This is a genomic window from Arthrobacter sulfonylureivorans (assembly GCF_047607445.1).
Classification (GTDB): domain Bacteria; phylum Actinomycetota; class Actinomycetes; order Actinomycetales; family Micrococcaceae; genus Crystallibacter; species Crystallibacter sulfonylureivorans_A.
In genome coordinates, this window is sequence record NZ_JBLKRT010000015.1 from 16,302 (window position 1) to 42,753 (window position 26,452).

Below are 26,452 nucleotides of genomic sequence, written 5' to 3' on the forward strand. Positions count from 1 at the left end.
TGAAGTGAAAGACGGATAACGCATGCAGGACCTCGGAGTCATCAGCCCCAGCTTGGAAGAATTCCGCACCTTGGCGCGGGACCGACGGGTGATCCCGGTGTCCATCAAGGTCCTGGCCGATGACCAGACCCCGATTTCGATCTACCGCAAACTCGCAGACTCGCGGCCGGGCACCTTCCTGCTGGAGTCCGCTGCGGTGGGAGGTGTTTGGTCGCGCTACTCCTTTATCGGCGCCCATTCCCGCGCAACGCTGACCACCAAGGACGGACAGGGGCACTGGCTGGGCGAGCCGCCGGTGGGCGTGCCGCGCGACGGCAACCCGGTGGAGGCACTGCGCGCGACCGTTGAGGCGCTGCGCACCGAGCGCTTTGAATCGCTGCCGCCGCTGACGTCCGGTTTGGTCGGCTTCGTCGGCTGGGAGGCCGTGCGGCACTGGGAAAAACTCACCTCCCCGCCCCAGGACGACCTGAACCTGCCCGAACTTGCCATGAACCTGGTCACCGATCTGGCGGTGCACGACAACGCCGAGGGCACGGTCACGCTGATTGCCAACGCCATCAACTTCGACAACCGCGATGAGCGCGTCGACGAGGCCTGGCTGGACGCTGTGAAGCGGGCCAAGCACATGCTGGCCCAACTGGCCGAACCACTGGCGCAGCAGGTTTCCGTGCTCGAAGATGCCTCGCTGGCCACCGATGACCTGATGAACAGCGTGACCCACCGGTGGGCCCGCGAGAAGTATCTGGCGGCTGTGGACCGCGGCAAGGAAGCAATCGTCGACGGCGAGGTGTTCCAGGTGGTGATCTCGCGCCGGTTCGAGGCAGAGTGTTCGGCCCCGGCGCTCGACGTCTACCGGGTGTTGCGGAACCTTAACCCCAGCCCCTACATGTACCTATTCAGCCTGGAAGACGCCGACGGCGTGGGCTACTCGATCGTGGGATCTTCGCCGGAAGCGCTGGTCACCGTGACCGGCGATGAAGTCATCACCCATCCGATCGCGGGATCCCGGCCGCGCGGGCACAGCGTGGAGCACGACAAGGAACTGGCCGAGGAACTGCTGGCGGACAAGAAGGAACGCGCCGAGCACCTGATGCTGGTGGACCTGGCCCGCAACGATATCTCCAAGGTCTGCGAACCCGGCAGCGTTGATGTCACGCAGTTCATGGAAGTGGAAAAGTTCAGCCACATCATGCACCTGGTCTCCACCGTGGTGGGCCGGCTGTCTCCGGACAAGACCGCCTACGACGTGCTGGCCGGGACGTTCCCTGCCGGGACGCTCTCCGGCGCCCCCAAGCCGCGCGCACTGCGGCTGCTGGACGAACTGGAACCACACCGGCGGGGCATCTACGGCGGAGTGGTGGGCTATCTGGACTTTGCCGGGGACATGGACATGGCCATCGCCATCCGGTCCGCGCTGCTGCGCGGCGGGACCGCCTACGTCCAGTCCGGCGGCGGGATCGTGGCCGACTCCCAGCCGGAGGCCGAGGCGCTCGAGACCGTGAACAAGGCGGCAGCTCCGCTGCGGGCGGTGACGTTGGCGGCCCGGCTGCACCAAGCCAACCCGGCGCATGTGCCGGTCAAGGGACAATCATGAGCGAGGACAAGGCAATGCCGGCCAAGGGCGGGCAGCCGGGGCGCACAACCGGCGCGTCGCGGTGGCAGCGCAAAGGCATAGTGGTCCTCGCCGCGGTGGCGGTCGCCCTGGCCGCCTTCGGCACGACGACGCAGACGTGGCTCACCGCGCACCTTCCCGGAACCAGGGTCCAGACCCCGGACGTCAGCGTAGCCGGCAGCGACGCCGCGACCGCAGTGACTGCCCTGGCCCTGGTGGCGCTGGCGGCAGCCCTGGCGGCTTCCATTGCCGGCCGGATTGCGCGCATCGTGATCGCCGTGCTGCTGGCAGCCGCCGGCATCGGCATCGCCGCCGCCAGCGTTGCCGTGATCGCCAACCCCGCGGCCGCCGCCTCCGCCGCCATCGGCGAGGCAACCGGACAGATCGGGGGAGAGGCCGCCGTCGTCGTCACCGCCTTTCCATACCTAGGGGCCGGCGCCGGAATCCTGCTGGTGGCGATGGCCATCTGGCTGGTCCTGGCTGGCCGGTCCTGGGCCGCGTCGAAGAAGTACGTGCCGGCCGCCGAGCGGCAGGCCGACGGCATGCCCTCCGACCGGGCCGGCAACGTCGACGAAATCGACAGCTGGGACCAGCTCAGCCGCGGCGAGGATCCGACCGACTGAACCGCCTGTACCGGCCCAGGACACGAGGCCGGGCCGCCGGCCTGCGTGTCACACTGGCCTGCCGTAGAGCCAAACAATGGCAGAATGAATAGCAGAACCGTTGAGAGGGAGAAACACCATGGCCAACCACGCCACCACCACCGAAACCGCGATGAAGACGGATCCGGCAGGCAGCATCCACGACGAAGTCATCGGCCACGGCAACAGCCCCGCCGCCTGGACCTGCGTGTTCATCATGATCGCGGGCTCCATCGTGTCCGGCATCGGTTTCGTGATGGCCTCTAACGTGGTGTTCTGGGCCGGCGTGGTGGTCATCCTTATCGGCCTGATCGTTGGCTGGATCATGAAGAAGGCCGGCTACGGCGTGGACGGCAGCAAGATCCAAGGGAGCGGACACTAAGCGTGACCGTTCTCGACGACATCATCGTTGGGGTCCGCGAAGACCTCCAATCCCGGCGCGCCCAAGTCCCGCTCGAGGAGATCAAGCGGCAGGCCGCTGAGGCACCCGCGGCCCGTGACGCCTACGCCGCCCTGGGCGGCAACGATTCACCCCGCGCCGCGCTGAAGGTGATCGCCGAGGTCAAGCGCAAGAGCCCCTCCAAGGGAGAGCTCGCGGCCATCGCCGATCCGGCCGAACTCGGTGCTGCCTACGAACGTGGCGGCGCAGCCGTCATCAGCGTGCTGACGGAGCAGCGCAGGTTCAACGGCTCGCTGGCCGATTTCGACGCCGTGCGCGCCGCGGTGGACCTGCCGCTGCTGCGCAAGGACTTCACCGTTGAGGAATACCAGATCTTCGAGGCCCGCGCCCACGGTGCGGATTTGGTGCTGTTGATCGTTGCTGCTTTGGACGATGCCGAACTGAAGGCCCTGCTGGCCCTCACCCACGACCTGGGCATGAACGCCCTGGTCGAGACGCACACCGCCGAGGAAATCGACCGGGCCGTGGCCGTCGGCGCGCGCATCATCGGGGTGAATGTCCGCAACCTTAAGACCCTGGACGTGGACCGTTCGTTGTTCGCGGAGCTCGCGGGCAGGATTCCGGCCGGCGCCGTGGTGGTGGCGGAATCCGGTGTTCGCTCGGTAGCCGACGTCCGTGACTATGCCAGCCAGGGCGCCAACGCCGTCCTGGTCGGCGAAGCGCTGGTCACGATGGGTGATCCGGAAGCGGCCGTTGCGGAATTCGGCACGGCCGGCTCCGAAGCTGTTGCCTCCCGCCGCTGAGGCAACGGCCCGTACCAGGTAAAGAATCTTCCAGGGGCAGGCAGTGGACCTCCATGGCTCCGCCGCCTGCCCCCAGCACTAGACAGGACCGCCATGACGCAGAGCCCCGACACCCCGGCAGAGTCCGGAAACCCGCAGGAAGCAGCCGACGCTTTCTTGGCCGGAAGCAGCCTTCGCCATGCCCCCGGTCCGTACTTCGGCGCCTTCGGCGGGCGCTGGATGCCCGAATCGCTGATTGCGGCATTGGACGAGCTGGAAGACACCTTCGAAAAGGCCAAAGCCGACCCCGAATTCATTGCCCAGGTCGCCGAACTGAACAAGAACTACTCCGGCCGGCCCTCGCTGCTCACCGAAGCCAAACGCTTCTCCCAGCATGCCGGCGGCGCCCGGATCTTCCTCAAGCGCGAGGACCTGAACCACACCGGCTCCCACAAGATCAACAACGTTTTGGGCCAGGCCCTGCTGGCCCAGCGGATGGGCAAGACCCGGATCATCGCGGAAACCGGTGCCGGCCAGCACGGCGTGGCCAGCGCCACCGCGGCCGCCCTGCTCGGCATGGAATGCGTCGTCTACATGGGCGCCGAAGACACCCGCCGGCAGGCCCTGAACGTGGCCCGGATGGAACTGCTCGGAGCCACCGTGGTGCCGGTCACCGCCGGATCGCAGACCCTCAAGGACGCGATCAACGAAGCCCTCCGCGACTGGGTAGCGAACGTGCACAACACGCATTACCTGCTGGGCACCGCGGCCGGGGCGCACCCCTTCCCTGCGCTCGTCCGCTACTTCCATGAGGTCATTGGCGAAGAATCCCGCGCCCAGATCCTGGACCAGACCGGCCGCCTGCCGGATGCGGTCTGTGCCTGCATCGGCGGCGGCTCCAACGCCATCGGCATCTTCCACGGCTTCCTGGATGACCGCAAAGTGGCGCTGTACGGCTTCGAAGCCGGCGGCGACGGGGTGGACACCGGCCGGCATGCCGCAACCATCACGCTGGGCCGGCCCGGTGTGCTGCACGGCGCACGCTCCTACCTGATGCAGGACGAGGACGGCCAGACCATCGAGTCGCATTCGATCTCGGCGGGACTCGACTACCCCGGCGTGGGACCCGAGCACTCCTACCTGGCGGACATCGGCCGGGCCACCTACGAACCGGTCACCGACACCGAAGCCATGGACGCCTTCCGGCTGCTCTGCCGCACCGAGGGGATCATCCCCGCGATCGAATCGTCACATGCCTTGGCCGGTGCCTTGCGGGTGGGCAAGCGCCTGACCGAGGGCAAAGACAACCCGCAGGACGTCATCATTGTGGTGAACCTCTCCGGCCGGGGCGACAAGGACGTCGCCACCGCCGCCGAGTGGTTCGGCCTGCTCCCGCAGGAATCACCCGAGGCTGGAATCGGCTCCGAAGGAGAGCAGCTGTGAACAATACCGCTACCGCCAGCAAGTCGGCGGCCGCCATCGACCGCGCCCTGGCCGCGGGCCGCACCGCACTGGTCGGCTACCTGCCCGCGGGCTACCCGGACGTCCAGACCACCATCGATGCCGCCGTCGCGCTGGCGGAGAACGGCACCGACGTCATTGAGATCGGCATTCCCTACTCCGACCCCGTGATGGACGGTTCGGTCATCCAAGCCGCCACGGTGCAGGCGCTGAAGGACGGCTTCCGGGTCAGCCAGGTATTCGACATCGTCGCCGGGATCACCGCCCGCTGCGATGCCGCCGTGCTGGTGATGACGTACTGGAATCCGGTGATGCGGATGGGAGTGGACGAATTCTCCCGCCGGCTGGCAGAAGCCGGCGGCGCCGGACTCATCACACCGGACCTGATTCCGGACGAGGCCGCCGAATGGTTCGAGGCATCGGACAAATACGGATTGGACCGGGTATTCCTGGTCGCTCCCTCGTCCTCACCGGAACGGATGGCCATGACGGTCAAGGCCAGCCGAGGTTTTGTCTACGCGGTCTCGATCATGGGCGTCACCGGCGCACGTGAGAATGTTTCCAGTGCCGCCGAGCGAGTGGTCCAGGCCGCCCACGAGGCCGGCGCTGAACGGGTATGCGTCGGCCTGGGCGTCTCCAATGCGGAGCACGTTCGGGAGATCGGCGCCTATGCCGAGGGCGCCATCGTGGGCACGGCACTGGTTGCCGAACTCGGCCACTCCGGCGTGGAAGCACTGGGCGCACTGGCGGCGCGGCTGAGCGAAGGCACCGCCCGGGCCTGACAGAATAACCGGTGGGTCAGCGGTTCGTCCGCGGCCGCGCCTTAACCTGCAAACTTCGGCCTAGAGGACGAATCTGGTGTACAGCACGACTATGGCAATGGCCGTCCCGGCTTCCATCCCCAGCCCCGGCTGGTCCGGCTTCAGCATCGGCCCGCTCACCATCCACGCCTACGCGCTGTGCATCCTGCTGGGCATCGTGGCAGCGCTCTGGCTCACCAGCCGGCGCTGGAAGGCCCGCGGCGGACCCGACGAGTTCATCTGGGATGCGGCCATCTGGGCCATCCCGTTCGGCATCATCGGCGGGCGCCTGTACCACGTCTTCTCCTCGCCCGATGCCTACTTCGGGCCGAACGGCGACCTCGCCCTCATCCCGCAGATCTGGCGCGGCGGACTGGGCATTTGGGGTGCGGTGGCCTTCGGCCTGCTCGGGGCCTGGATCGCGTGCCGCCGGGCCGGCATCAAACTGCCAGCCTTCATGGACGCGGCCGCCCCCGGTTTGTTGCTGGCCCAGGCCATCGGACGGTGGGGCAACTGGTTCAACCAGGAACTGTTCGGCGCACCCACCACGCTGCCCTGGGGCCTGCAGATTGACGCGGACAGCCCCAACTTCCCGGCCGACGCTGCCCCGGGTACGCTGTTCCACCCCACCTTCCTTTACGAGTCGCTGTGGAACCTGGCCGGCGTGGCACTGCTGCTGCTGCTCGACAAGCGCTTCAAGTTCCGCCGCGGCATGCTGTTCTGGCTGTACGTCGCGTTCTACACGCTCGGCCGGGTCTGGATCGAGATGCTCCGCATCGACGATGCCGAGATGATCACCATCCTCGGCATCACCCAGCGCCTGAACGTGTGGACATCCGTGCTGTTGCTGGTTGTTGCGGTGGCGATCTTCATCGTGCTCGCCCGGCAGCCGCGCACCGCGGAGACCGATTCGGTGTACCTGCCGGGCCGGGCGCCCGTGGAGGAGCCCACGGAGGAAGCAAAGGACGCGGAGGGCGCGGAACCGGCAGCCGAAACGGCCGAGCCGGGCCAGCCGGCTCCCGCTGCCGACGACGATGCCGCTCCGTCCCAAGGCGAGGCAGTGCCTTCTCCGGCCGCCCCCTCCCAAGGCGAGGCAGCGTCTTCTGTCGCCGCTCCGTCCCCGCGCGACGCGGGATCCTCCCCGGCCGCGGGGGAGAAGGGCAGTGAAGCGCCCGCGGCAGGGTCCGGTGTGGACACCGAGGAGCCCGCCACCGACGTCCCTGCCGACCCGTTGAGGGCCGAAGAGGCAGAGAAAAACCGGAGCCAGGACTAGCAGCCGCGCAAAGCCGCCGGAACGAACGTACCCACATTCGTTCCGGCGGCTTTGTTGTGATCACTCGCTGCTCAAAATCCGCTGTTAACAATCTGGAAAACGCGCGTTAAAAATCCTGAAAATTCTGGGTTACCCGGCGCCTGCCGTGCTATCGTCTCTCTACCGTAGAACGGACAAGTTCTGCGCATCGGTCGGCCCTCATCGGCAGACCGGAACGAACAGGTACGCACCATCCCGGACTACCGACTGGGGGCAGAATATGCAGCGTGCCGACCACACTGACGTGGATAATCCGCCGGCCAGGCGCACCACTAGTGCGGTTCCGGCGGTCGTGGCTGATCGACCGCATCGATAATCCCTGCGGCCCCATCCGAACCCTGTGCATCGAGTGCGCTGCCCCGGGTGAGCATGCCACGGTATTCCCAGTGCATCACGGGCCGGCTTGTCCGCAAGCTGAACCGGACGGGGCCAGTGCCGTCCCCTTCTCACGTACATCTAGGAGAAGGAAGTTCAGATGACTCCTCCATTCAAGGGGTCGAGTACCCCGCGCAGCATCGGCGGCGGACACGGGCACCCGCACACTACAGTGCAATCGCCGTTCAGTCGTTTCGCCGCCTACCCGGAACAGACCGGGCTGTACGATCCCGCCAACGAAAAGGATGCCTGCGGCCTCGCCGTGATCGCCACCCTCAGGGGCGAACCTGGGCACGACATCGTTGATGCGGCGCTGACGGCGCTGCGCAATCTGGAACACCGCGGCGCGGTCGGCGCCGACGAAGGAACCGGTGACGGCGCCGGCCTGCTCACCCAAATCCCCGATGAATTCTTCCGGGCAGTGGTGGACTTCGAACTGCCCGCGCCCGGCCACTACGCGGCCGGCACCGCCTTCCTGCCCAGCGACGGAGCCGAAGCCGCGGTCGCGCGGGACGGCGTGGAATCCCTGGCTGCCTCAGAAGGCCTCACCGTACTCGGCTGGCGCGAAGTACCGGTGGCCGCCGAACTGGTCGGCGCCATGGCCCGGTCCTGCATGCCCCACTTTGTCCAGGTGTTCCTGGCCCTCGACGCCGACCAATCCGGCGGAAACGATCTGGACGCCCGCGTTTTCCGCGTGCGAAAGCGGGCACAAAACAAATACGGGGTGTACTTCCCGTCGCTGTCCTCGCAGACCATCGTCTACAAGGGGATGCTGACCACCGCGCAGCTGGAACCTTTCTACCCGGACCTCTCCGACCCCCGGTTCAAGACCAAGCTCGGCATTGTCCACTCCCGGTTCTCCACCAACACTTTCCCCTCCTGGCCGTTGGCCCAGCCGTTCCGCACCATCGCGCACAACGGCGAGATCAACACGGTCAAAGGCAACCGCAACTGGATGCGGGCCCGGCAGTCGCAGCTGAAGAGCCCGCTGCTGGGCGAGACACCGGAAGAGCTTTTCCCGATCTGCACCCCCGGTGCCTCCGATTCCGCCTCTTTCGATGAAGTCGCGGAACTGCTGATGCTCTCCGGCCGGCCAATCACGCACGCCATCATGATGATGATCCCCGAGGCATGGGAAAACCACGCCTCGATGGATCCCGAACGGCGCGCTTTCTACCAGTACCACTCCATGCTGATGGAGCCATGGGACGGCCCCGCTGCCGTGTCCTTTACTGACGGCAAGCTCGTCGGAGCGGTGCTGGACCGCAATGGCCTGCGCCCGGCCCGCTACTGGGTCACCGAGGACGGGCTGGTGGTCCTGGCCTCCGAGGTTGGCGTCGTTAACATCGAGCCCGCCAAGGTGGTCAAGAAGGGCCGGGTCTCGCCGGGCAAGATGTTCTTGGTGGACACCGAGGCAGGACGCCTGGTCGAAGACGAGGAAGTCAAGGCTGAAGTCGCGAAGGCCAACCCGTGGGGTGAATGGCTCAAGCAGAACATGATCCGGCTCGAGGACCTGCCGGAGCGCGAGCACGTGGTGCACACCACGGCCTCGGTCAACCGGCGCCAACAGACGTTCGGCTACACGCAAGAAGAACTGCGGATCCTGCTGGGCCCGATGGCCCGCACCGGCGCCGAGCCGCTCGGCGCCATGGGCACCGACACGCCAATCGCGGTGCTGTCCAAACGGCCCCGGCTGCTGTTCGACTACTTCGTGCAGTCATTCGCCCAGGTGACCAACCCGCCGCTGGACGCCATCCGCGAGGAACTGGTGACGTCGCTGCGTTCGTCGATCGGACCGGACGGCAACCTCCTGGCGACCGGGCAGGTCCGCACCAGCCAGGTGGCGTTGAAGTTCCCGGTGGTCAACAACGACGAACTGGCCAAGATCGCCGCGATGGAAGACGAAGAGGGCAACCGCGTCACCCTGAAGGTGCGTGGCCTCTACCGGCCCGACGGCGGCGCTTCGGAACTGGCGGCGAGGCTGCAGGAGATCTGTGAAAAGGTTTCCGGCGCGGTTAACCGCGGTGTGAAGTTCATTGTGCTCTCCGACCGGGACTCGAATGCCCAGTGGGCACCGATCCCGACCCTGCTGCTGACCAGCGCGGTGCACCACCACCTGCTCAAGAGCGCCAACCGGACCAAGATCTCGCTGCTGGTGGAAGCCGGCGACGTCCGCGAGGTCCACCACGTTGCCGCGCTGATCGGGTTTGGCGCCTCGGCGGTAAACCCGTACCTGGCCATGGAAAGCTGCGAGGAACTGGTCCGCAACGGCCACCTGCAGGGCGTGACCGAAGCGCAGGCCGTGCAGAACCTGATCAAGGGCCTGGGCAAGGGCGTGCTGAAGATCATGTCCAAGATGGGCATCTCCACCGTCTCCTCCTACTGCGGCGCCCAGACGTTCGAAGCGATCGGGCTGTCCCAGGCGCTGGTGGACCAGTACTTCGCCGGAACGCAGTCCCAGCTCGGCGGCGTCGGCTTGGACGTCATCGCCGCAGAAGCCGCGGCCCGGCATGCCCAGGCCTACCCGTCTGACGGCATCGAGGACCCGCACCGGACCCTGGAGACCGGCGGCGAGTACCAGTGGCGCCGGGAAGGACCGCCGCACCTGTTTAACCCGGAGACGGTGTTCCGGCTCCAGCATTCCACCCGGGAACGCCGCTACGACGTCTTTAAGGCCTACACCCGCGGCGTGGACGACCAGTCCAAGGAACTGATGACGCTGCGCGGCCTGCTGAACTTCAAGTCCGGCAGCCGCCCGTCAGTTCCGCTGGAGGAAGTCGAGCCGGTTTCCAGCATCGTCAAACGCTTCTCCACCGGGGCGATGAGCTACGGCTCCATCTCGCAGGAAGCCCACGAGACGCTGGCCATCGCGATGAACCGGCTCGGCGCCAAGTCGAACACCGGCGAGGGCGGCGAAGACGTGGAACGGCTGCTGGACCCGGAGCGCCGGTCGGCAATCAAGCAGGTGGCCTCCGGCCGGTTCGGCGTCACCAGCCTGTATCTGACGAACGCCACGGACATCCAGATCAAGATGGCCCAGGGCGCCAAGCCCGGCGAGGGCGGCCAGCTGATGAGCCAGAAGGTCTACCCCTGGGTGGCCCGGACCCGGCACTCGACGCCCGGGGTGGGCCTCATCTCCCCGCCGCCGCACCACGACATTTACTCGATCGAAGACCTGGCGCAGCTGATCTACGACCTGAAGCGGTCGAACCCTTCGGCACGCGTGCACGTGAAGCTGGTCTCGGAAGTCGGGATCGGCACCGTGGCTGCCGGCGTGACCAAGGCGAAGGCCGACGTCGTGCTTGTTTCAGGGCACGACGGCGGAACCGGTGCCAGCCCGCTGAACTCGCTCAAGCATGCCGGCGCCCCATGGGAGCTGGGCCTGGCCGAAACGCAGCAGACCCTGATGCTCAACGGGCTGCGGGACCGCGTGGTGGTCCAGGTGGACGGCCAGCTGAAGACCGGCCGGGACGTGATGATCGCGGCCCTGCTGGGCGGCGAAGAGTTCGGTTTCGCCACCGCACCGCTGGTGGTTTCCGGCTGCATCATGATGCGTGTCTGCCACCTGGATACCTGCCCGGTGGGTGTTGCGACGCAGAATCCCGAACTGCGCCGGCGTTTCACCGGCAAGCCCGAGTTCGTGGTGAACTTCTTCGAGTTCATCGCAGAGGAAGTGCGCGAACTGCTGGCCGAACTGGGCTTCCGCAGCCTGGAAGAAGCCATCGGCCATGCCGAGCTGCTGGATACCCGCGAAGCCGTCGACCACTGGAAGGCCGACGGGCTGGACCTGGCGCCGATCCTGCGCGGCTACGGAGCCGATGCGGATGTGCCGCTGCGCAACCTGACGTCGCAGAACCATGAGCTGGACAAGCACTTCGACAACCAGCTGATTGCGATGAGCGCCGACGCGCTGACCAAGCGCGAGCCGGTCCGGATCAGCCTGGACGTGATCAATACAGACCGGTCCGTGGGCACCATGCTGGGCCACGAGGTGACCAAGCGCTTCGGCGTCCATGCCCTGGCGGACGACACGATTGACGTCACGCTGGCCGGCCAGGCCGGTCAGTCGCTGGGCGCCTTTTTGCCGGCCGGTGTGACCTTGCGGCTGCTCGGCGACTCGAACGACTACGTGGGCAAGGGGCTTTCCGGCGGCCGGATCATTGTGCGGCCGGACCGGGACAACCAGTTCGCGTCGGAGCGCAACGTGATTGCCGGCAACGTCATCGGTTACGGTGCCACCAGCGGGGAAATGTTCCTGCGCGGCCAGGTGGGCGAACGGTTCCTCGTGCGGAACTCGGGCGCCACCGCCGTCGTAGAGGGAATCGGCGACCACGGCTGCGAGTACATGACCGGCGGCCTGGCCCTAATCCTGGGCCCGACCGGCCGCAACTTCGGCGCGGGCATGTCCGGCGGCGTGGCCTACGTGCTGGATTTGGATCCCGCACGGTTGAACACCCAGGGCGTGGACAGCGGAGAACTGCAACTGCTGCGGCCGGATGCCGTGGACGAACAGTCCATCGCTGCGCTGCTCAAGAAGCACGCAGAGGAGACCGGGTCCGAGCTGGCCGCCCAGCTGCTGGAGAACCTCCAAGACACCCTGACCCGCATCACCAAGGTGCTGCCGCGCGATTACGCGGCGGTGCTGCAAGCCCGGGCGAACGCCGAGGCCGAGGGGCTCGACCCCGACGGCGACGTTGTCTGGACCCGAATTCTGGAGGTAACCGGTGGCTGATCCACGCGGATTTTTGAATGTACGTGAGCGGAAGACGCAGCCGCGCCGCCCGGTCCCCGTGCGCATCATGGACTGGAAGGAAGTCTACGAAGCACAGGAGAAGGGCGTGCTCCGCAGCCAGGCCGGCCGCTGCATGGACTGTGGCATTCCGTTCTGCCACCAGGGCTGCCCGCTGGGCAACCTGATTCCGGAATGGAACGACCTGACCTGGCGCGACATGGGCCAGGAAGCGATCGAACGGCTGCACGCCACCAACAACTTCCCGGAATTCACCGGCCGGCTGTGCCCGGCACCCTGCGAGGCGTCCTGCGTGCTGGGCATCAACCAGCCGGCAGTGACGATCAAACAGGTGGAAGTCTCCGTGATCGAGGAAGCCTTCGAGCAGGGCTGGGTAACGCCGCACGCTCCGGAGCGCTTGACCGGCCACACGATCGCCGTGATCGGATCCGGTCCCGCGGGGCTGGCTGCCGCGCAGCAATTGACCCGGGCCGGGCACACCGTGGCCGTCTACGAGCGGGACGACAAGGTCGGCGGCTTGCTGCGTTACGGCATTCCGGACTTCAAGATGGAGAAACAGTTCCTGGACCGCCGGCTGGACCAGATGCGCGCCGAAGGCACGCGCTTCCGCACCGGAATCGAAGCGGGCAAGGACATCAGCTGGGATCAGCTGCGCCGCCGTTACGACGCCGTGGTGATCGCCACCGGCGCCACCGTGCCGCGCGACCTGCCGCTGCCCGGGCGCGAGCTGTCCGGCGTGCATTTCGCCATGGACTACCTGGTGCAGGCCAACCGGGTGGTCGCCGGCGAGTCTGTTCCCGATCAAATCGACGCCCGCGGCAAACACGTGGTGATCCTCGGCGGCGGAGACACCGGCGCCGACTGCCTGGGCACAGCGCACCGGCAGCAGGCCGCCTCGGTGACCACCCTGGCCATCGGCAAGCAGCCGCCGGCCGAGCGTGCCGCGCATCAGCCGTGGCCGACGTTCCCCACGCTCTTTGAAGTCGAGAGCGCGCACGAAGAGGGCGGCGAACGGACCTACCTTGCCTCCACCGTTGAATTCGTGGGCGAGAACGGCGCAGTCACTGCCCTGAAGGTGGCCGAAACCGAGTACGTGGACGGCGGGCGTGTGCCCAAACCCGGCACGGAGCACGAAATCCAGGCAGACCTGGTGCTCCTGGCGCTGGGCTTCACCGGTCCGGAGCCGGCCGGGCTGGGCGAGCAGGTCGACACAACCTTCGACCAGCGCGGAAATGTCGGCCGGGACGGCAGCTACATGACCAGTGCCGAGGGCATCTTTGTAGCCGGCGACGCCGGCCGCGGACAGTCGCTGATCGTCTGGGCCATTGCCGAAGGACGCGCCTGCGCCGCCGCCGTGGACGAGTGGTTGACCGGCACCACCCGGCTGCCCGCCCCGGTGGCTCCGGAAGACCGTCCCATTGCGGTGCTGCCTTAGTGCGGGGTTGTCTGCGCGCCCGCCGCATCTTGATTAGGGTAGGGATATGAGACGCGCAAAAATCGTTGCAACCTTCGGCCCTGCCATCGCCAGCTATGAGAGCACCCTGGCCGTCCTGAAGGCCGGGGTGGACGTGGCCCGGATGAACATGAGCCACGGCGACTACGGCGTGCATCAGCAGACCTACGACAACGTCCGCAAGGCATCCGCCGAGCTGGGCAGGCCGGTGGGGATCTTCGCGGACCTGCAGGGCCCCAAAATCCGGCTCGGCAGGTTTGTTGACGGCCCCCACCACCTGGCGGTGGGGGACCGGTTCACCATCACCACCGAGGACGTGGAAGGCACCGCCGAGATCTGCTCGACGACGCACAAGGGCCTGCCCGGCGACGTCAGGGTGGGGGACTCCCTGCTGATCGACGACGGCAAGGTGGCGCTCAAGGCGCTGGAAGTGGACGACGTCAAAGTGGTCACCGAGGTGACGGTGGCGGGCGCGGTGTCCAACAACAAGGGCATCAACCTGCCCGGCGTGGCCGTCAACGTCCCGGCCTTGAGCGAGAAGGACGAGGACGATCTGCGCTGGTCGCTCAAGACCGGCGTCGACATGGTGGCGCTGTCCTTTGTGCGCAACGCTGCCGACGTCCAGCGGGTCCACGAGATCATGGACGAAGAGGGCCGGCGGGTTCCGGTGATCGCCAAGATCGAAAAGCCGCAGGCGGTGGATGCAATCGAGGAGATCATCGACGCGTTCGATGCCATCATGGTAGCCCGCGGTGACCTGGGCGTGGAACTGCCGCTGGAGGACGTGCCGCTGGTGCAGAAGCGCGCGATTGAACTCGCCCGCCGCTGGGCCAAACCGGTGATTGTGGCCACCCAGGTGCTCGAATCGATGATCGACAACCCCAGGCCCACTCGGGCGGAAGCGTCCGACTGCGCCAACGCCGTACTCGACGGGGCCGACGCCGTCATGCTCTCCGGCGAGACCAGCGTGGGGAAGTACCCGCTGGAAACCGTCCAGACCATGGCGCGGATTATCGAGTCCACCGAGCAGCACGGCCTGGACCGCGTGCCGCCGCTGGGCAGCCAGCCGAAGACCCGCGGCGGCGCCATCACCAGGGCAGCGGTGCAGATCGCCGACCAGCTTGATGCCAAGTACATCTGCACCTTTACCCAGTCCGGCGACTCGGCCAGGCGGCTCAGCCGGCTGCGTCCTGGCCGTCCGGTCTACGCCTTCACGCCGCTGCAGTCCACGCTGAACGTGCTCTCGCTGACGTGGGGGATCCAGCCGCTCGTGGTCGAATTCGTCGAGCACACCGATCAAATGACCGCCCAGGTGGACCGGATCCTTTACGAACGTGGCCTGGTGGACATTGACGACCTGGTGGTCATCGCTGCCGGTTCGCCTCCCGGCAAGGCCGGCTCCACCAATTCGCTCAAGGTCCACCGCGTGGGGGACCTGGCCGACGCCGGTGAAGTGCTCAACGGGCATTCCCACCCGCGGCCCGAAAAGGTCGGCCCCTGGCCGGTCTCCTAGCCACAAGATCAAGAAACGGGCTCCGGAAAAATATCCGGAGCCCGTTCTCTTTTCACATCGGTGGTCGACCAAGCCCCGTTACCTTTTTCGTAGCCCGATCCTCGGGAGAGGATATGGGTGTGCTGGCCTGACGGCCCCGGCATGATTCTTGCCCCCAGTCGACCATGATCCGGGGGGTGATGTCACCGGGGCCGGAAGGTGCCGGAGACATCGCTGATAGGGGCCGGGCAGTTAGTTTCGAGGCCGTTCGTAACGTGGATGCCGAGCTCCGACACCGCAACCAAGCCGGCACCTGTGGCTCTGCTTCAACTGCTGGAAGGGAACTCGTGATCAAAAACCACGCCGAGGTGGATGTCTTCCTCGGAGTCGATGTCGGCAAGGGCGAGCACCATGCCGTGGCCCTGGACCGGGACGGCAAGAAGATTTACGACAAGGCGCTGCCGAACGACGAAGCCAAAATGAAGGCAGTCATCGAGAAGCTGGCCAAACACGGTTCCGTCCTGTTTGTCGTGGATCAGCCCGCGACCATCGGGGCCCTGCCCATCGCGGTCGCCCAGGCCGCCGGCGTCACGGTCGGCTATCTTCCGGGCCTTGCCATGCGCCGCATCGCCGACCTGCACCCGGGCGAGGCCAAGACCGATGCCCGGGACGCGGCCATCATCGCCGAGGCAGCCCGCACCATGCCCCACACGCTGCGCTCCGTTCAGGTGGCCGATGAGCAGGTCGCCGAGTTGTCCATGCTCTGCGGTTTCGACGACGATCTGGCCAAACAAATCACCGCAACCAGCAACCGGCTGCGCGGCCTGCTGACCCAGATCCACCCCGCACTCGAGCGCGTACTCGGGCCCCGCCTGGACCACCCGGCAGTACTAGATCTGGTGCGCACCTGGCCCACCCCTGCGTCCATGGCGGCGGCCGGACGCAAGCGGGTCGCTGCCCGGCTGAAACGGCTCGCCCCGCGCATGTATGCGCGCCTGACCGAGGAGATCTTCGACGCCCTCGACCAGCAGACCGTGACCGTGGTCGGCACCAACGCTGCGGCCGTCGTGCTGCCGCAGCTGGCCGGCATGCTCGCGGACCTGCGCGCGTCCCGCGACACAATCCACGTCCAAGTCGAGGCCCTCGTGGAGGACCACCCTCTTCACTCGGTCCTGAGCTCTATCCCGGCGGTCGGGATCAGGACCGAAGCACGAATCCTCACCGAGGTCGTCGGCAAGGAATTCGCCACCGCCGGGCACCTGGCCTCCTACGCCGGCCTGTCCCCGGTGACATGGCGTTCGGGCTCCTCAATCCGCGGCGACCACTCCTCCCGACGAGGGAACAAGGTCCTCAAACGCGCGCTGTTCCTCTCCGCATTCGCCGCGCTGAAAGACCCGCTCTCCCGGGCCTACTACGACCGCAAACGAGCCCAGGGCAAGAAACACAACCAAGCCCTCATCGCCCTCGCCCGCAGACGCTGCGACGTCATCTTCGCCATGCTCCGCGACGGAACCATCTACGAAACGAAAACACCCGCAGCCGCTTGACGAAAACCATAGGGGCACCCCCCGGTGGTCGACCAAGCCCCCCGGTGGTCGACCAAGCGAGCGCCAGCGAGCGCGCGGAGACCCCTCGGACTCCGCAAAGCCCCAACCCCCGGTGGTCGACCAAGCGAGCGCCAGCGAGCGCGCGGAGACCCGGCCGCGCGCAGACCGGACTTCCCGCAGACCCGGCTAGTTCACCTGATTGATAATCGTCTCGGCGACTTCACGCATGCTCAGCCTGCGGTCCATCGACGTCTTCTGAATCCACCGGAATGCCTCCGGCTCGGTCAGGCCCATCTTGGTGATCAGCAGGCTCTTGGCACGCTCCACCAGCTTCCGCGTCTCGAACTGCTCCTGCAGATCAGAGACCTCGGATTCCAGCGCCGTGATTTCGTCGTGGCGGGACAGCGCGATTTCAATGGCGGGAATCAGGTCCGCCGGGGTGAAGGGCTTCACCACATAGGCCATGGCGCCGGCGTCACGGGCGCGCTCCACCAGTTCCTTCTGGCTGAACGCGGTCAGCAGCACCACCGGGGCAATTCGCGCCTTGACGATCTGCTCTGCAGCCGTAATCCCGTCCATCACGGGCATCTTCACGTCCATCAGGACCAAGTCCGGCTTCAGTTCCTGGGCCAGTTCGACTGCCCGTTCGCCGTTGTCGGCTTCGGCTACGACGTCGTAACCCTCGCCGCGGAGGATCTCGACGATGTCCAAGCGGATCAGTGTCTCATCCTCCGCTACGACGACGCGGCGAGCGGGGGCAGACTCGGTTTGTTCAGGCACTGGCGCTCCTAGACTGTTTCGTTGCCATTCTCCATGGCGTCGGTTCCGTGAAATAGCCTATCGGCATGTAGAGTAGATTCGCGCACCAAGCAGCATGACGGTTTTCACAGTGTGGATGACCGGCCTGCAACCGGTGCTGGCCCGAGTGGCGGAACGGCAGACGCACCGCACTCAAAATGCGGCGGGGAGACCCGTGTGGGTTCGAATCCCACCTCGGGCACTTGGTTTGCCTTCGGTAGGGGCTTACAAGCTTCTACCGAAGGCACGAATGGTGTTGAGGGGCCCTCTAAGGGCCCCTTTTTTCGTGCCGGCGGCCGCCGTAGCCGCGTATTTCCTTGCCGCTCTGGTCCTCCTTTCGTTCCATGTCCGTGGAAGTTGCCGGTGCTTTCCTTCCGATCTCATCCGCATCGGGTGAAGGCACCCCCCGCCTGAAGCGCTAGCTTGGCGACCATGCAACTGACCAGCTTCTATCGCGCGTGAAAGCTGCTTGACGGTTCCTTGTCGTCTAGCGGACTGCCAGCGGAAGGAGAAGCAATGCTCAACGGTCCCCCGGAGCACACCGAAGACGCATCCTCCCTGCTCGGCTCCAGCGTCGCACTGCGACCGGACCGAGAGGAAGGGCGTTTACGGGGGTTCCGTATCGTCACAGGCGCGTCAGGATGTCAGGAGTAAGCCAGCCTGCCGCGTCGCCACCCGGTCTGGATCCGATGGCTGTGATCCGTTCCAGGCAATACATTGCTGCGCTCGTGCTGGCAGCGGTGCTGGGCGTTCCCATCTCGGTCATGGCGTACGGTTTCCTCGCTTTGGTCGCGGCGATCCAGCAGTACGTTTTCGTCGGGCTGCCGGATCAAGTCTTCGGGGGACCCACCCCGGCCTGGTGGCCGGTTCCGTGGCTGGTCCTGTGTGGGCTGTTGACGGCGCTGACCATCCGGTATCTGCCGGGAACCGGTGGCCACTCACCGGCTTTCGGATTCACGACGGGCGGCGGTCCTCCCAGCGGGCGGGAACTCGTCGGCATTGTGCTCGCGGCATTGGCCACGCTCAGCCTGGGGGCGGTTCTTGGGCCTGAAGCCCCGCTGATCGCGATCGGTGGTGGTCTCGGGGCGTTGGCGGTCCACTTGGCGAAGAAGGACGCTCCGCCGATGGCATCGACGATCATGGCGTCGGCCGGCAGTTTCGCCGCCATCAGTACCCTGCTTGGGTCTCCGGTGCTCGGTGCCTTCCTGATCATGGAGGCCGCCGGGATCGGCGGAATGACGCTCAGCCTGATGGCCTTGCCCGGGCTGCTGGCCTCTGGCATCGGGGCGCTGGTGTTCGTCGGCCTGGACGGCTGGACCGGCCTGGGCAGCTTCTCGCTGGCGCTTCCCGTCGTGCCGCCTGCGGTGCCGCCGACCTTGGCGTCGTTGGGATGGGCAGTCCTTATGGGCGGGGTCGGCGCGCTCCTGGGCTGGACGATTCGATGGCTGGCGCTGGCACTTCGTTCGGTCGTGCATCTGAACCGGGTGTTGGTCACGTCTGTGCTGGGCTTGCTGATCGGTCTGACCGCGATGGCGTACCAGTTGATGTCCGGGCGCAGTTTCACGCAGGTGCTGTTCTCCGGGCAGGACGCCCTCCCGGAGCTGGTCGAAAACGCCGCGGGCTACCCGCTTGCTGTGCTGGTCTTGCTGATTGTTTGTAAAGCCTTGGTTTACGGGTTCTCACTGAGCGCCTTTCGCGGCGGGCCGGTTTTCCCATCGATGTTCATCGGTGCCGCGCTCGGACTTGCCGCGAGTGGGTTGCCTGGGATGGAACCCGCAGCAGCAATCGCGATGGGCATGGGAGCCATGACGGCAGCCATGCTGCGGCTGCCGTTGACGTCCACGCTGTTGGCCACGCTGCTGCTGGGAGTCGACGGCGTAGCCGTCACACCCCAAGTGGTGGTGGCGGTGGCGATGGCCTTCTTGATGACCAACATCCTGCCGGTTCCGGGCCCGAGGACGCCCGCGGCTCCCGACGATCCCCACGCCACCCAGAACCTGGCTGCTTCACGGGCCGCGCCGACAGCGGGGAACCCAGGCGCGGGCCGCTTACCCGCGCGGGGCCGGTGGACCGCGTGGTTGTTCATCATCGGCTCCGGCCTGTTCGCCTTGGGCGCCCTGCCGCCATATGCCCAGGCCGTAGGATTGCGCGCCTGTGCCGTCACCTTCTTCGTGGGATCGCTGTTCTTCACCTCGGCGGCGTTCCTGCAGTTCCGCGAGGCCGTTGACGGGCTTTCAGGGCCGGGGGCTGCGCGACGCCATTCCTTGTGGGTGTGGGCACCGCAGAATCTCGGCTGGCTGGCTGCCGCTGTCCAGCTTGCCGGCACGCTGTGGTTCAACTGGAGCACAGGAAACGCAATGCAGGACAACCTCACTGCCGCGGTGACCGACCAGCGGGTGTGGCGACCGGACGTTCTGGGTTCAGCAGCCTTCCTCATTGCAAGCGCCGTGGCCTTGCGGGACGCCAACCGGGCCGGCACAGCCAACCGGCCCAAGACCCGGACGTGGACGATCGCCGTTCTGAACCTGGCCGGGTCCGTTGCGTTCGGCATCTCGGCCGTCGCGGCCTTCGTCATACCGTCAAGCGGCGATCTCCTAAACGCCCAGCTGTCCAATCTCGGCACGTTCGTGGGCGCCCTGTGCTTCCTCGTCGGCGCGATCCTGATGCTGAATCCGGAGCCCGCCGGCGCCTCGGTCCCTGCGGCCGGGAGAACCCCGCCGTAACCGCGTATCAACACCTCTGAAGGAGTAGCGATGTCAGTAAATTTCCAGTCGGATGCCGCCGCGGCGCTGTTCGGCAACAGATTCGTCACCCAAGAAGTTCCGAGCCGGGAGTTCCCGGCGGCCGGCATGCCCGCCCAAGATGCCCTGCGCCTGGTGTCGGAGGACCTGGCGCTGGAAGGTGACCCAGCCCGCAACCTGGCGACCTTCGTCACGACGTGGATGGAGCCGCAGGCCCAGCAGATCATCGCCGCGAACCTGCATCGCAATTTCATTGACCACGCCGAATATCCCCGCACGGCCGAGATAGAGCAGCGCTGCATTCGGATGCTCGCCGATCTCTTCCACGCACCTGGCGAGACGACGGGAGCCCGGACCCAGGGATCATCCGAGGCGATCATGCTCGGCGGTCTTTCCTTGAAGTGGAACTGGCGCAAGCGCCGCGAGGAGGCCGGCGCGTCGACGTCGAGCCCGAATCTGGTGTTTGGCGGCGATGTGCACGTAGTGTGGGAGAAGTTCTGCCGGTACTTCGACGTCGAGCCGCGTATCGTTCCCCTGCAACCGGGAAAGTACACCATCGGCCCGGACGACGTGCAGGACCACATCGATGAGAACACCATCGGCGTCGCAGCCGTTCTAGGTACGACGTTCACCGGGCACAAGGACGACATCGTCGGCATCAACGACCTGCTGCTCCGGATCAAGAGTGAGAGAGACCTCGATATTCCGCTGCACGTGGACGGGGCCAGCGGCGGGTTCGTCTGGCCTTTCCTCTACCCGGACTCGGAGTGGGACTTCCGGCTTGAACAGGTCCGATCAATCAATGTCTCCGGGCACAAGTTCGGACTGGTCTATCCCGGCATCGGCTGGCTGATCTTCCGGGAGAAGGCCGACCTTGCCAAGGACCTCGTCTTCGAGGAGAACTACCTCGGCAAGACGGACTCCACCTTCACCCTGAACTTCTCCACCGGCTCGTCAATGGTCCTCGCCCAGTACTACAACTTCGTGCGGTATGGCCGTGCCGGTTACAGCTACATCATGCAGAACATGCAGACCAACGCCCGGGTGCTCGCCGAGAAGCTGGAAGCCATGGGCCGGTTCGAGATCATCGGCCCCAACCAGGAGCAACTTCCCCTGGTCGCCTTCCGGCTCGCCGCCGACCCCGGGTACGACGAATTCGACATTGCCTGGCAGCTCGCGGCCGAGCGCAGCTGGATGGTGCCGGCCTACACCATGCCGCCGAACGCCCAGAACGTGACGATCATGCGGGCCCTGGTCAAGGAGACACTGAGCCGCGAGCACGTCGACACTCTCGCCCGCGACATCGAAGAGGCCTGCTCCACGCTGGCGAAAAAGGGAGGCGCGCACGAATCCGAACGAAACAAGATTGTCACCGGACCCGGCCATTGACCCGAGTGCCCGCGGTACAGCGCCGGCCCGATTGCGTTTCCTGGAACGGTCTACGCTCTGGGTCGTTGTACCGTGGTTCAATCGCAGGACGTTTGTCGGTCCAAACCGATCTCACCAGGGGGAGCCATGCCGTACGTTGTCGACTTCAAGGACGTCTCTACCGTCGGCCTGGAATCCTCTCCGGTCGCCGAGGCACTTGCCGGATTGCGCGCCAACGAAGCGCGCTACTTCCGCAATAAGTACGACCACACCTTCACCGTCAGCCCGGCAAACGATGCCCCGGAAGTAATCGACCGGGTCAGCCGCATCCTCAAGGAGGAACGCGACATCGCCATCGGCTCCCGCCCCCTCGAGGCCACAGCCTTCGAAGTCGACGGCCTGCGGATGGATTACGTCTTCTACGAGTCCGGGCTTTCCATCAACGTCATGTACAGCATCGAGGACGGCGGGAAGCGCGCCGTCGGATTCAAACTGGCGGAGGGCATGGAGGTTCCAGAGGAGCTGGCCTCACGTTTCAAGTTTGCCCGGCAGAAATCCAAGCTCGCCGGCGTCATCCGCGGCTCCTTCTTCGTGATCAAGGGCGAATACTGACCGCGGGCAGGGAGCTGATCAAGGTTGGCATGCCGGGCCGGGCGGCGCCGGCGGTCCGGCCTAGCCGGCAGGAGCCTCGCACCGGCACCTCCGCGGCCAACGTGCAGCGGGCCTCCGGGACCACATGTTTCCACAATGAAGCGGTTCAACCCTTGCCGCTCCACCCCTTCTTGGTGTCGAATCTGTTAACAGCACCAGCGTGTGCAGGGGACGAGGATGCCTACGACGCCAGGAGGCGCTCATGTCGGGGAAATCCGCCAACGGCTTGGCGAAGGGATCGGGACGGGGCACCGATCCGCGGCGGGCGGAGGCTTCTGCTGCGGCCAGCGGCTCCCGCCCCGAACACATCCGCAACGTGGTCTTGGTAGGGCACTCCGGGGCCGGCAAGACGATGCTCGCCGAGGCCATGCGGTTGGCGACGGGCATCACCAACCGCATGGGTTCCATCTTGGAGGGAACCACCGTCAGCGATTCGGATCCCTCGGAGATTCACCAGCAGCGTTCGGTGGTGCTGTCCGTTCTCCCCTTCATGTACGACGACGTCAAAATCAACCTCTTCGACACCCCGGGCTATTCGGACTTCGCCGGCGAACTGCGTGCCGGTCTCCGCGCCGCTGACGCGGCCCTGTTCGTGGTGTCCGCCGTCGACGGCATCGATGCTGCAACCACCGCGCTCTGGGAGGAATGCTCCAGCATCGGGATGCCCAGGGCGGTGATCATCAGCCGGCTGGACCATCCGCGGGCCAACTTCGACGCCGCGCTGGCGAACTGCCGCGCTGCGTTTGGCGAGTCGGTGCAACCGCTGTACCTGCCCGTGCGGAGCGGGAGCGAGCTGACCGGGTTGCACGGACTGCTCTCCGGCACCGTGTCGGAGTACCAGGCCGGAGAACGTCAACCCGTGGTCCGCCCCGCGGATGCGGCGGAGTTGGCCGGCGCCGAGGAGGCCCGCAGTGCGCTGATCGAAGGCATCATCGCGGAGAGCGAAGACGAGTCCCTGATGGACCGCTACCTCGGGGGTGAGGATATTGGGCTTGACGTTCTCCTGTCCGACCTGGAGACCGCCGTGGCCCGGGGCTCGTTCTACCCGGTGCTGGCCACCTCCGCGGAAACCGGGCTCGGTGTTGCGGAGCTGCTGGAGATGCTCCGGCGGGCATTCCCGTCCCCGCTGGAGCGTCCGTTGCCGGAGGTGACGGGACTATACGGTTCGCCGACCGTACCCCTGCGCTGCGATCCCGACGGGCCGCTCGCCGGAGAGATCGTCCGGACGAGCACGGATCCATTCCTGGGCCGGGTATCGCTGGTAAGGGTATTCTCCGGAACTTTGCGCGATGATTCGGCCATCCACGTCTCCGGGCATGGGCTCGCCGGCCGCGGCCACGCCGACCACGACAGTGATGAACGCGTCACGCATCTGCACGCCCCGGTCGGGTCGACCCTGCGCTCGGTGTCCTTCTGCGTCGCCGGCGACATCTGCGCGCTGACAAAGATCGGCACAGCCGAGACGGGGGACACCGTCTCCGACAAAGAGCATCCGCTGCTGATCCAACCCTGGGAGATGCCGGAACCCCTGCTGCCGGTGGCAGTGGAGGCTGCCACTCGCAACGATGAAGCGGCGCTGGCCAAGAGCCTGGCCAAGGTGGCCGCGGGTGATCCGACGCTTCGGGTGGAACGGAATGCCGAGACGCACCAGCTCATCCTGTGGTGCATGGGCGAATCCCACGCCGAGGTGGTGCTCGATCGGCTGCGCGGGCAGGGCGTCAAGGTCCAGACCGTTGACGTGGTGACGCCGCTGCGGGAAACGTTCGCGGCAGCTGCACCCGGGCACGGACGCTACGTCAAGCAATCCGGCGGGCACGGCCAGTTCGCCATCTGCGACATCGAGGTAGAACCGCTCCGGCAGGGTGCCGGGTTCGAGTTCGTGAACAAGATCGTCGGGGGAGTGATCCCCGGCCCGTACATCGCCGCCGTCGAAAAAGGTGTGCGCTCGCAGATGGAAAAGGGCGTCTCCGCCGGGTTCCCCGTCGTCGACATCCGCGTGACCCTGGTGGGTGGCAAGACACACAGTGTGGACTCTTCCGATGCGGCCTTCCAATCTGCCGGCGCACTGGCTTTGCGGGAAGCGGCTGCGGCCGCACGCATCCAGCTGCTTGAGCCGGTCTCCGCCGTGACCATCACGGTTCCGGACGACTATGTAGGAACAGTGATGAGCGACCTGTCCGCGCGGCGCGGCCGGCTGACCGGGTCCGACTCGGCGGACGGGGAGGGCACCGAAATCAGCGCCGAAGTTCCCGAACAGGAACTGCTGCGCTACGCCATCGAGCTTCGGGCGCTGACCGGCGGCACCGGACGTTTCAAGCGCGATTACCTGCGCCACGACCCGGTGCCACCGGGTAGCGCGGGCGAGAAGGCGCAACGGTAGACAGCAGTAGGGCGGTGCCGGCGAGGGTTACGCGCCGGAGCCAATAACCTGCGCGAGCTTCCCGAGGGAATCGGCCCAGCCGGCACGGTGCAGCCCCAGACGTTCCTCGGTGGCAAACTCGCCGTGGGACAGCGCGATCCACGTCCGGCCCTCCCGCGGGTCGAGTGCAAGCGTAACGGTGGTCTCCCTGTCGTCGGGAGTGGGCTCCTCCCACCGGAAGGTGTAGACAAGGCGGCGCGGTGGGTCGATCACAAGGTACTCACCGGCAAGATGGAATGGCTCGCCGTCGGGCGGCTTCATGGTTAGCCGATAGCTCCCGCCTGGTTGCAGGTCGAGCAAGGCCTCGGGCATGGTGAAACCTTCAGGTCCCCACCATTTCGCCAGCTCGGCCGGTTCCGTCAGCATGCGGAAGACCTGCTCGCAGGGTGCGTCCAGCATGGTTTCCAACTCCAGCGTGTGTCCGCTGCATTGTTCGGTCATCGCAGCCTTCCTCCGGAAACGCGGCGCTCGGGACCCGCATTCGCCCACGACCCCTGCCTGACCAGCGTAGTCCCGTGAGAGGGACCCTGCTAGGTGACATGCCTGGCGGTGCGCTCGCAGAGGGTGGGGCGGAAACCACGGCGTGATGGACGGGCTCCGCCGGCCGGTGGGACCATGACCGGTATGGCCGCTCGCTAGCGGTGGCGTGTCGGCGGCGGCAGCGGGAGGAAATCATGCCGGGAACCGATCTTGATGTCATGATCGAGCGTTACCACCACGCGTTGGACGCGTTTGTCCGCGGGGACCCCGCTCTCCAGAAGGAGCTGTTCTCGCGGCGGGACGACGTCACCCTCGCGAACCCTCTCGGCCCGCCGGTCAGGGGCTGGCACAGCATCGAAAAGGTGATGGACCGGGCGGCTTCCTATCTCCGCGAGGGCAAGCCCAACACGTTCGAACGGCTCTCCAGCTATACCGGCCCGGACCTGGCCTACATGGTGGAGATCGAGCGGACCCATGCCAAGGTCGACGGATCCCCTGAAGCCTTGCCGGTGTCCCTGCGGGTGACCACAATCTTCCGGCTGGAGGATGACCGGTGGAAGGTCCTGCACCGCCATGCAGACCCGATCACCACTCCACGGCCCGCGGAAACCATCGTCCAGCGTTCGTAGTCCCGGCTGCCGCGCTCGGAGCGTCCTGCTAGCCGGCAATCCGGCTGGAGCGGAGGAACCGCGACACCGGAGTTGCAAGCGAAGCGCCGATCTCCGACGCGCTGCGCTTCTGGCCCTTGACGTCGAACGAGTGGTCGCCGCCTTCCTGCCAGTCCAGAACTGCGTTTGGCCCGATCCGCTGGACGACGGATTCGAGCAGTTCGGGGGTAGCGAAGGTGTCACGGGTGCCCTGCAGGAAGAGCATCGGCAGCGTCAGGCCATACAGGTGTTCATCGCGCAGCTTCTCCGGCTTCCCGGGCGGGTGCAGCGGATAGCCCAGGTAGACCAGGCCGGCGGCCGGCATGCCCTCCGCCACGGCCATTGACGCCATCCGGCCGCCGAACGACTTTCCGGCGGCCCACAACGGTTCCCCGTCGGAGCGCGCAGCAGCTTCCTGCATGGCCGCCCGCCAGGTCTCAATGGCGGCCGGCGGTCGGTCGGGGAACCGCTTGCCGGCCTCCCGGTAGGGGAAGTTGAAGCGCAAGGTGGCCACGCCGTCGTCGTTCAACGCGCGGGTGAAACCCGAGAGAAACGGGTGGTCCATACCGGCACCGGCTCCATGGGCCACCACCACGGTTGCCATCGCGGCCGGTGGCCGCGCGTAGACACTGGAGACGGTGGACTGACCAACCTCGATGGGCACATCTATCTCGCTGACTTGCATGGTCCCATCATGCCCTCGCCAGAAGCGACATGTGTATG

General features: G+C 66.4%; 18 protein-coding genes, 1 tRNA gene and 1 pseudogene. 17 read left to right on the forward strand and 3 right to left on the reverse strand.

The genetic code is table 11. The features are described 5' to 3' along the window. The first annotated feature begins 22 nt into the window (after positions 1-22). The 11 genes and pseudogenes from ACMX2H_RS09065 (at position 23) to ACMX2H_RS09115 (ending at position 16,625) form a co-directional block, all read left to right on the forward strand. Complete coding sequence (locus tag ACMX2H_RS09065) at positions 23-1,594, forward strand: anthranilate synthase component I (RefSeq protein WP_414960174.1); 1,572 nt, start codon at positions 23-25, stop codon at positions 1,592-1,594. Continuing rightward, positions 1,591-2,235 (forward strand): Trp biosynthesis-associated membrane protein, encoded by a 645-nt coding sequence (locus tag ACMX2H_RS09070; RefSeq protein ID WP_414960175.1) that lies wholly within the window; start codon positions 1,591-1,593, stop codon positions 2,233-2,235. Before ACMX2H_RS09065 ends, ACMX2H_RS09070 begins: the two co-directional genes overlap by 4 nt. A 118-nt stretch (positions 2,236-2,353) precedes the next feature. Next, positions 2,354-2,635 (forward strand): HGxxPAAW family protein, encoded by a 282-nt coding sequence (locus ACMX2H_RS09075; protein ID WP_414960176.1) that lies wholly within the window; start codon positions 2,354-2,356, stop codon positions 2,633-2,635. A 2-nt stretch (positions 2,636-2,637) separates the two neighbouring features. Continuing rightward, positions 2,638-3,456 (forward strand): indole-3-glycerol phosphate synthase TrpC, encoded by an 819-nt coding sequence (trpC, locus tag ACMX2H_RS09080; RefSeq protein WP_414960177.1) that lies wholly within the window; start codon positions 2,638-2,640, stop codon positions 3,454-3,456. Positions 3,457-3,549: 93 nt separating this feature from the next. Next, the gene (trpB, locus tag ACMX2H_RS09085) at positions 3,550-4,878 is read left to right on the forward strand and encodes a tryptophan synthase subunit beta (RefSeq protein ID WP_414960178.1); all 1,329 of its coding nucleotides are present in this window, start codon (positions 3,550-3,552) and stop codon (positions 4,876-4,878) included. After that, positions 4,875-5,678 carry a tryptophan synthase subunit alpha gene (gene trpA, locus ACMX2H_RS09090; RefSeq protein ID WP_414960179.1) on the forward strand — a complete coding sequence of 268 codons (804 nt, stop codon included), beginning with the start codon at positions 4,875-4,877 and terminating at the stop codon, positions 5,676-5,678. Before trpB ends, trpA begins: the two co-directional genes overlap by 4 nt. A gap of 91 nt (positions 5,679-5,769) precedes the next feature. Further along, positions 5,770-6,969 carry a prolipoprotein diacylglyceryl transferase gene (gene lgt, locus ACMX2H_RS09095; protein WP_414960231.1) on the forward strand — a complete coding sequence of 400 codons (1,200 nt, stop codon included), beginning with the start codon at positions 5,770-5,772 and terminating at the stop codon, positions 6,967-6,969. A gap of 514 nt (positions 6,970-7,483) precedes the next feature. Further along, entirely contained in the window at positions 7,484-12,115 is a 4,632-nt protein-coding gene (gltB, locus tag ACMX2H_RS09100; RefSeq protein WP_414960180.1) for a glutamate synthase large subunit, read from the forward strand. Then, positions 12,108-13,568, forward strand: a complete 1,461-nt coding sequence (locus ACMX2H_RS09105) for a glutamate synthase subunit beta (protein ID WP_414960181.1) — start codon at positions 12,108-12,110, stop codon at positions 13,566-13,568. The genes gltB and ACMX2H_RS09105 overlap by 8 nt, the downstream gene beginning before the upstream one ends. 46 nt (positions 13,569-13,614) lie before the next feature. Then, the gene (gene pyk / locus ACMX2H_RS09110; protein WP_414960182.1) at positions 13,615-15,099 is read left to right on the forward strand and encodes a pyruvate kinase; all 1,485 of its coding nucleotides are present in this window, start codon (positions 13,615-13,617) and stop codon (positions 15,097-15,099) included. A gap of 258 nt (positions 15,100-15,357) precedes the next feature. Further along, positions 15,358-16,625 (forward strand): annotated as a pseudogene (locus ACMX2H_RS09115) (IS110 family RNA-guided transposase). Between the two features lie 186 nt (positions 16,626-16,811). On the opposite strand, the gene ACMX2H_RS09120 reads toward ACMX2H_RS09115, so the two are convergent. Further along, positions 16,812-17,405 carry an ANTAR domain-containing response regulator gene (locus tag ACMX2H_RS09120; RefSeq protein WP_136785195.1) on the reverse strand — a complete coding sequence of 198 codons (594 nt, stop codon included), beginning with the start codon at positions 17,403-17,405 and terminating at the stop codon, positions 16,812-16,814. A gap of 139 nt (positions 17,406-17,544) precedes the next feature. Between ACMX2H_RS09120 and ACMX2H_RS09125 the strand changes: the two genes are divergently transcribed. The 5 genes from ACMX2H_RS09125 (at position 17,545) to ACMX2H_RS09145 (ending at position 24,563) form a co-directional block, all read left to right on the forward strand. After that, positions 17,545-17,625, forward strand: a tRNA-Leu gene (locus ACMX2H_RS09125). A gap of 439 nt (positions 17,626-18,064) precedes the next feature. Beyond that, positions 18,065-20,146, forward strand: coding sequence for a chloride channel protein (locus tag ACMX2H_RS09130; protein ID WP_414960183.1), 2,082 nt, complete (start codon positions 18,065-18,067; stop codon positions 20,144-20,146). Between the two features lie 30 nt (positions 20,147-20,176). Continuing rightward, positions 20,177-21,553 (forward strand): glutamate decarboxylase, encoded by a 1,377-nt coding sequence (locus ACMX2H_RS09135; protein WP_414960184.1) that lies wholly within the window; start codon positions 20,177-20,179, stop codon positions 21,551-21,553. Between the two features lie 126 nt (positions 21,554-21,679). Then, entirely contained in the window at positions 21,680-22,144 is a 465-nt protein-coding gene (locus ACMX2H_RS09140; RefSeq protein ID WP_414960185.1) for a phage tail protein, read from the forward strand. Between the two features lie 241 nt (positions 22,145-22,385). Next, positions 22,386-24,563, forward strand: coding sequence for an elongation factor G-like protein EF-G2 (locus tag ACMX2H_RS09145; RefSeq protein ID WP_414960186.1), 2,178 nt, complete (start codon positions 22,386-22,388; stop codon positions 24,561-24,563). A gap of 27 nt (positions 24,564-24,590) precedes the next feature. Here the strand turns inward: ACMX2H_RS09145 and ACMX2H_RS09150 are convergent, their stop codons facing one another. Beyond that, on the reverse strand, positions 24,591-25,043 hold the full coding sequence (locus ACMX2H_RS09150) for an SRPBCC family protein (RefSeq protein ID WP_414960187.1): 453 nt from the start codon (positions 25,041-25,043) through the stop codon (positions 24,591-24,593). Positions 25,044-25,276: 233 nt separating this feature from the next. On the opposite strand from ACMX2H_RS09150, the gene ACMX2H_RS09155 reads away from it, so the two are divergent. Next, positions 25,277-25,711, forward strand: coding sequence for a nuclear transport factor 2 family protein (locus ACMX2H_RS09155; RefSeq protein ID WP_414960188.1), 435 nt, complete (start codon positions 25,277-25,279; stop codon positions 25,709-25,711). A 28-nt stretch (positions 25,712-25,739) separates the two neighbouring features. Here the strand turns inward: ACMX2H_RS09155 and ACMX2H_RS09160 are convergent, their stop codons facing one another. Beyond that, positions 25,740-26,414: an alpha/beta hydrolase family protein gene (locus ACMX2H_RS09160; RefSeq protein WP_414960189.1), complete on the reverse strand. Its 675-nt coding sequence runs from the start codon at positions 26,412-26,414 to the stop codon at positions 25,740-25,742. Positions 26,415-26,452: the final 38 nt, after the last annotated feature.

What these genes read in the sequence shown, in the direction of transcription:
- ACMX2H_RS09065 (WP_414960174.1), top strand. Translation starts at nt 23, where the DNA reads ATGCAGGACCTCGGAGTCATCAGCCCCAGCTTGGAAGAATTCCGCACC.
- ACMX2H_RS09070 (WP_414960175.1), top strand. Translation starts at nt 1,591, where the DNA reads ATGAGCGAGGACAAGGCAATGCCGGCCAAGGGCGGGCAGCCGGGGCGC.
- ACMX2H_RS09075 (WP_414960176.1), top strand. Translation starts at nt 2,354, where the DNA reads ATGGCCAACCACGCCACCACCACCGAAACCGCGATGAAGACGGATCCG.
- trpB (WP_414960178.1), top strand. Translation starts at nt 3,550, where the DNA reads ATGACGCAGAGCCCCGACACCCCGGCAGAGTCCGGAAACCCGCAGGAA.
- lgt (WP_414960231.1), top strand. Translation starts at nt 5,770, where the DNA reads ATGGCAATGGCCGTCCCGGCTTCCATCCCCAGCCCCGGCTGGTCCGGC.
- gltB (WP_414960180.1), top strand. Translation starts at nt 7,484, where the DNA reads ATGACTCCTCCATTCAAGGGGTCGAGTACCCCGCGCAGCATCGGCGGC.
- pyk (WP_414960182.1), top strand. Translation starts at nt 13,615, where the DNA reads ATGAGACGCGCAAAAATCGTTGCAACCTTCGGCCCTGCCATCGCCAGC.
- ACMX2H_RS09130 (WP_414960183.1), top strand. Translation starts at nt 18,065, where the DNA reads ATGTCAGGAGTAAGCCAGCCTGCCGCGTCGCCACCCGGTCTGGATCCG.
- ACMX2H_RS09135 (WP_414960184.1), top strand. Translation starts at nt 20,177, where the DNA reads ATGTCAGTAAATTTCCAGTCGGATGCCGCCGCGGCGCTGTTCGGCAAC.
- ACMX2H_RS09140 (WP_414960185.1), top strand. Translation starts at nt 21,680, where the DNA reads ATGCCGTACGTTGTCGACTTCAAGGACGTCTCTACCGTCGGCCTGGAA.
- ACMX2H_RS09145 (WP_414960186.1), top strand. Translation starts at nt 22,386, where the DNA reads ATGTCGGGGAAATCCGCCAACGGCTTGGCGAAGGGATCGGGACGGGGC.
- ACMX2H_RS09150 (WP_414960187.1), bottom strand. Translation starts at nt 25,043, where the DNA reads ATGACCGAACAATGCAGCGGACACACGCTGGAGTTGGAAACCATGCTG.
- ACMX2H_RS09155 (WP_414960188.1), top strand. Translation starts at nt 25,277, where the DNA reads ATGCCGGGAACCGATCTTGATGTCATGATCGAGCGTTACCACCACGCG.
- ACMX2H_RS09160 (WP_414960189.1), bottom strand. Translation starts at nt 26,414, where the DNA reads ATGCAAGTCAGCGAGATAGATGTGCCCATCGAGGTTGGTCAGTCCACC.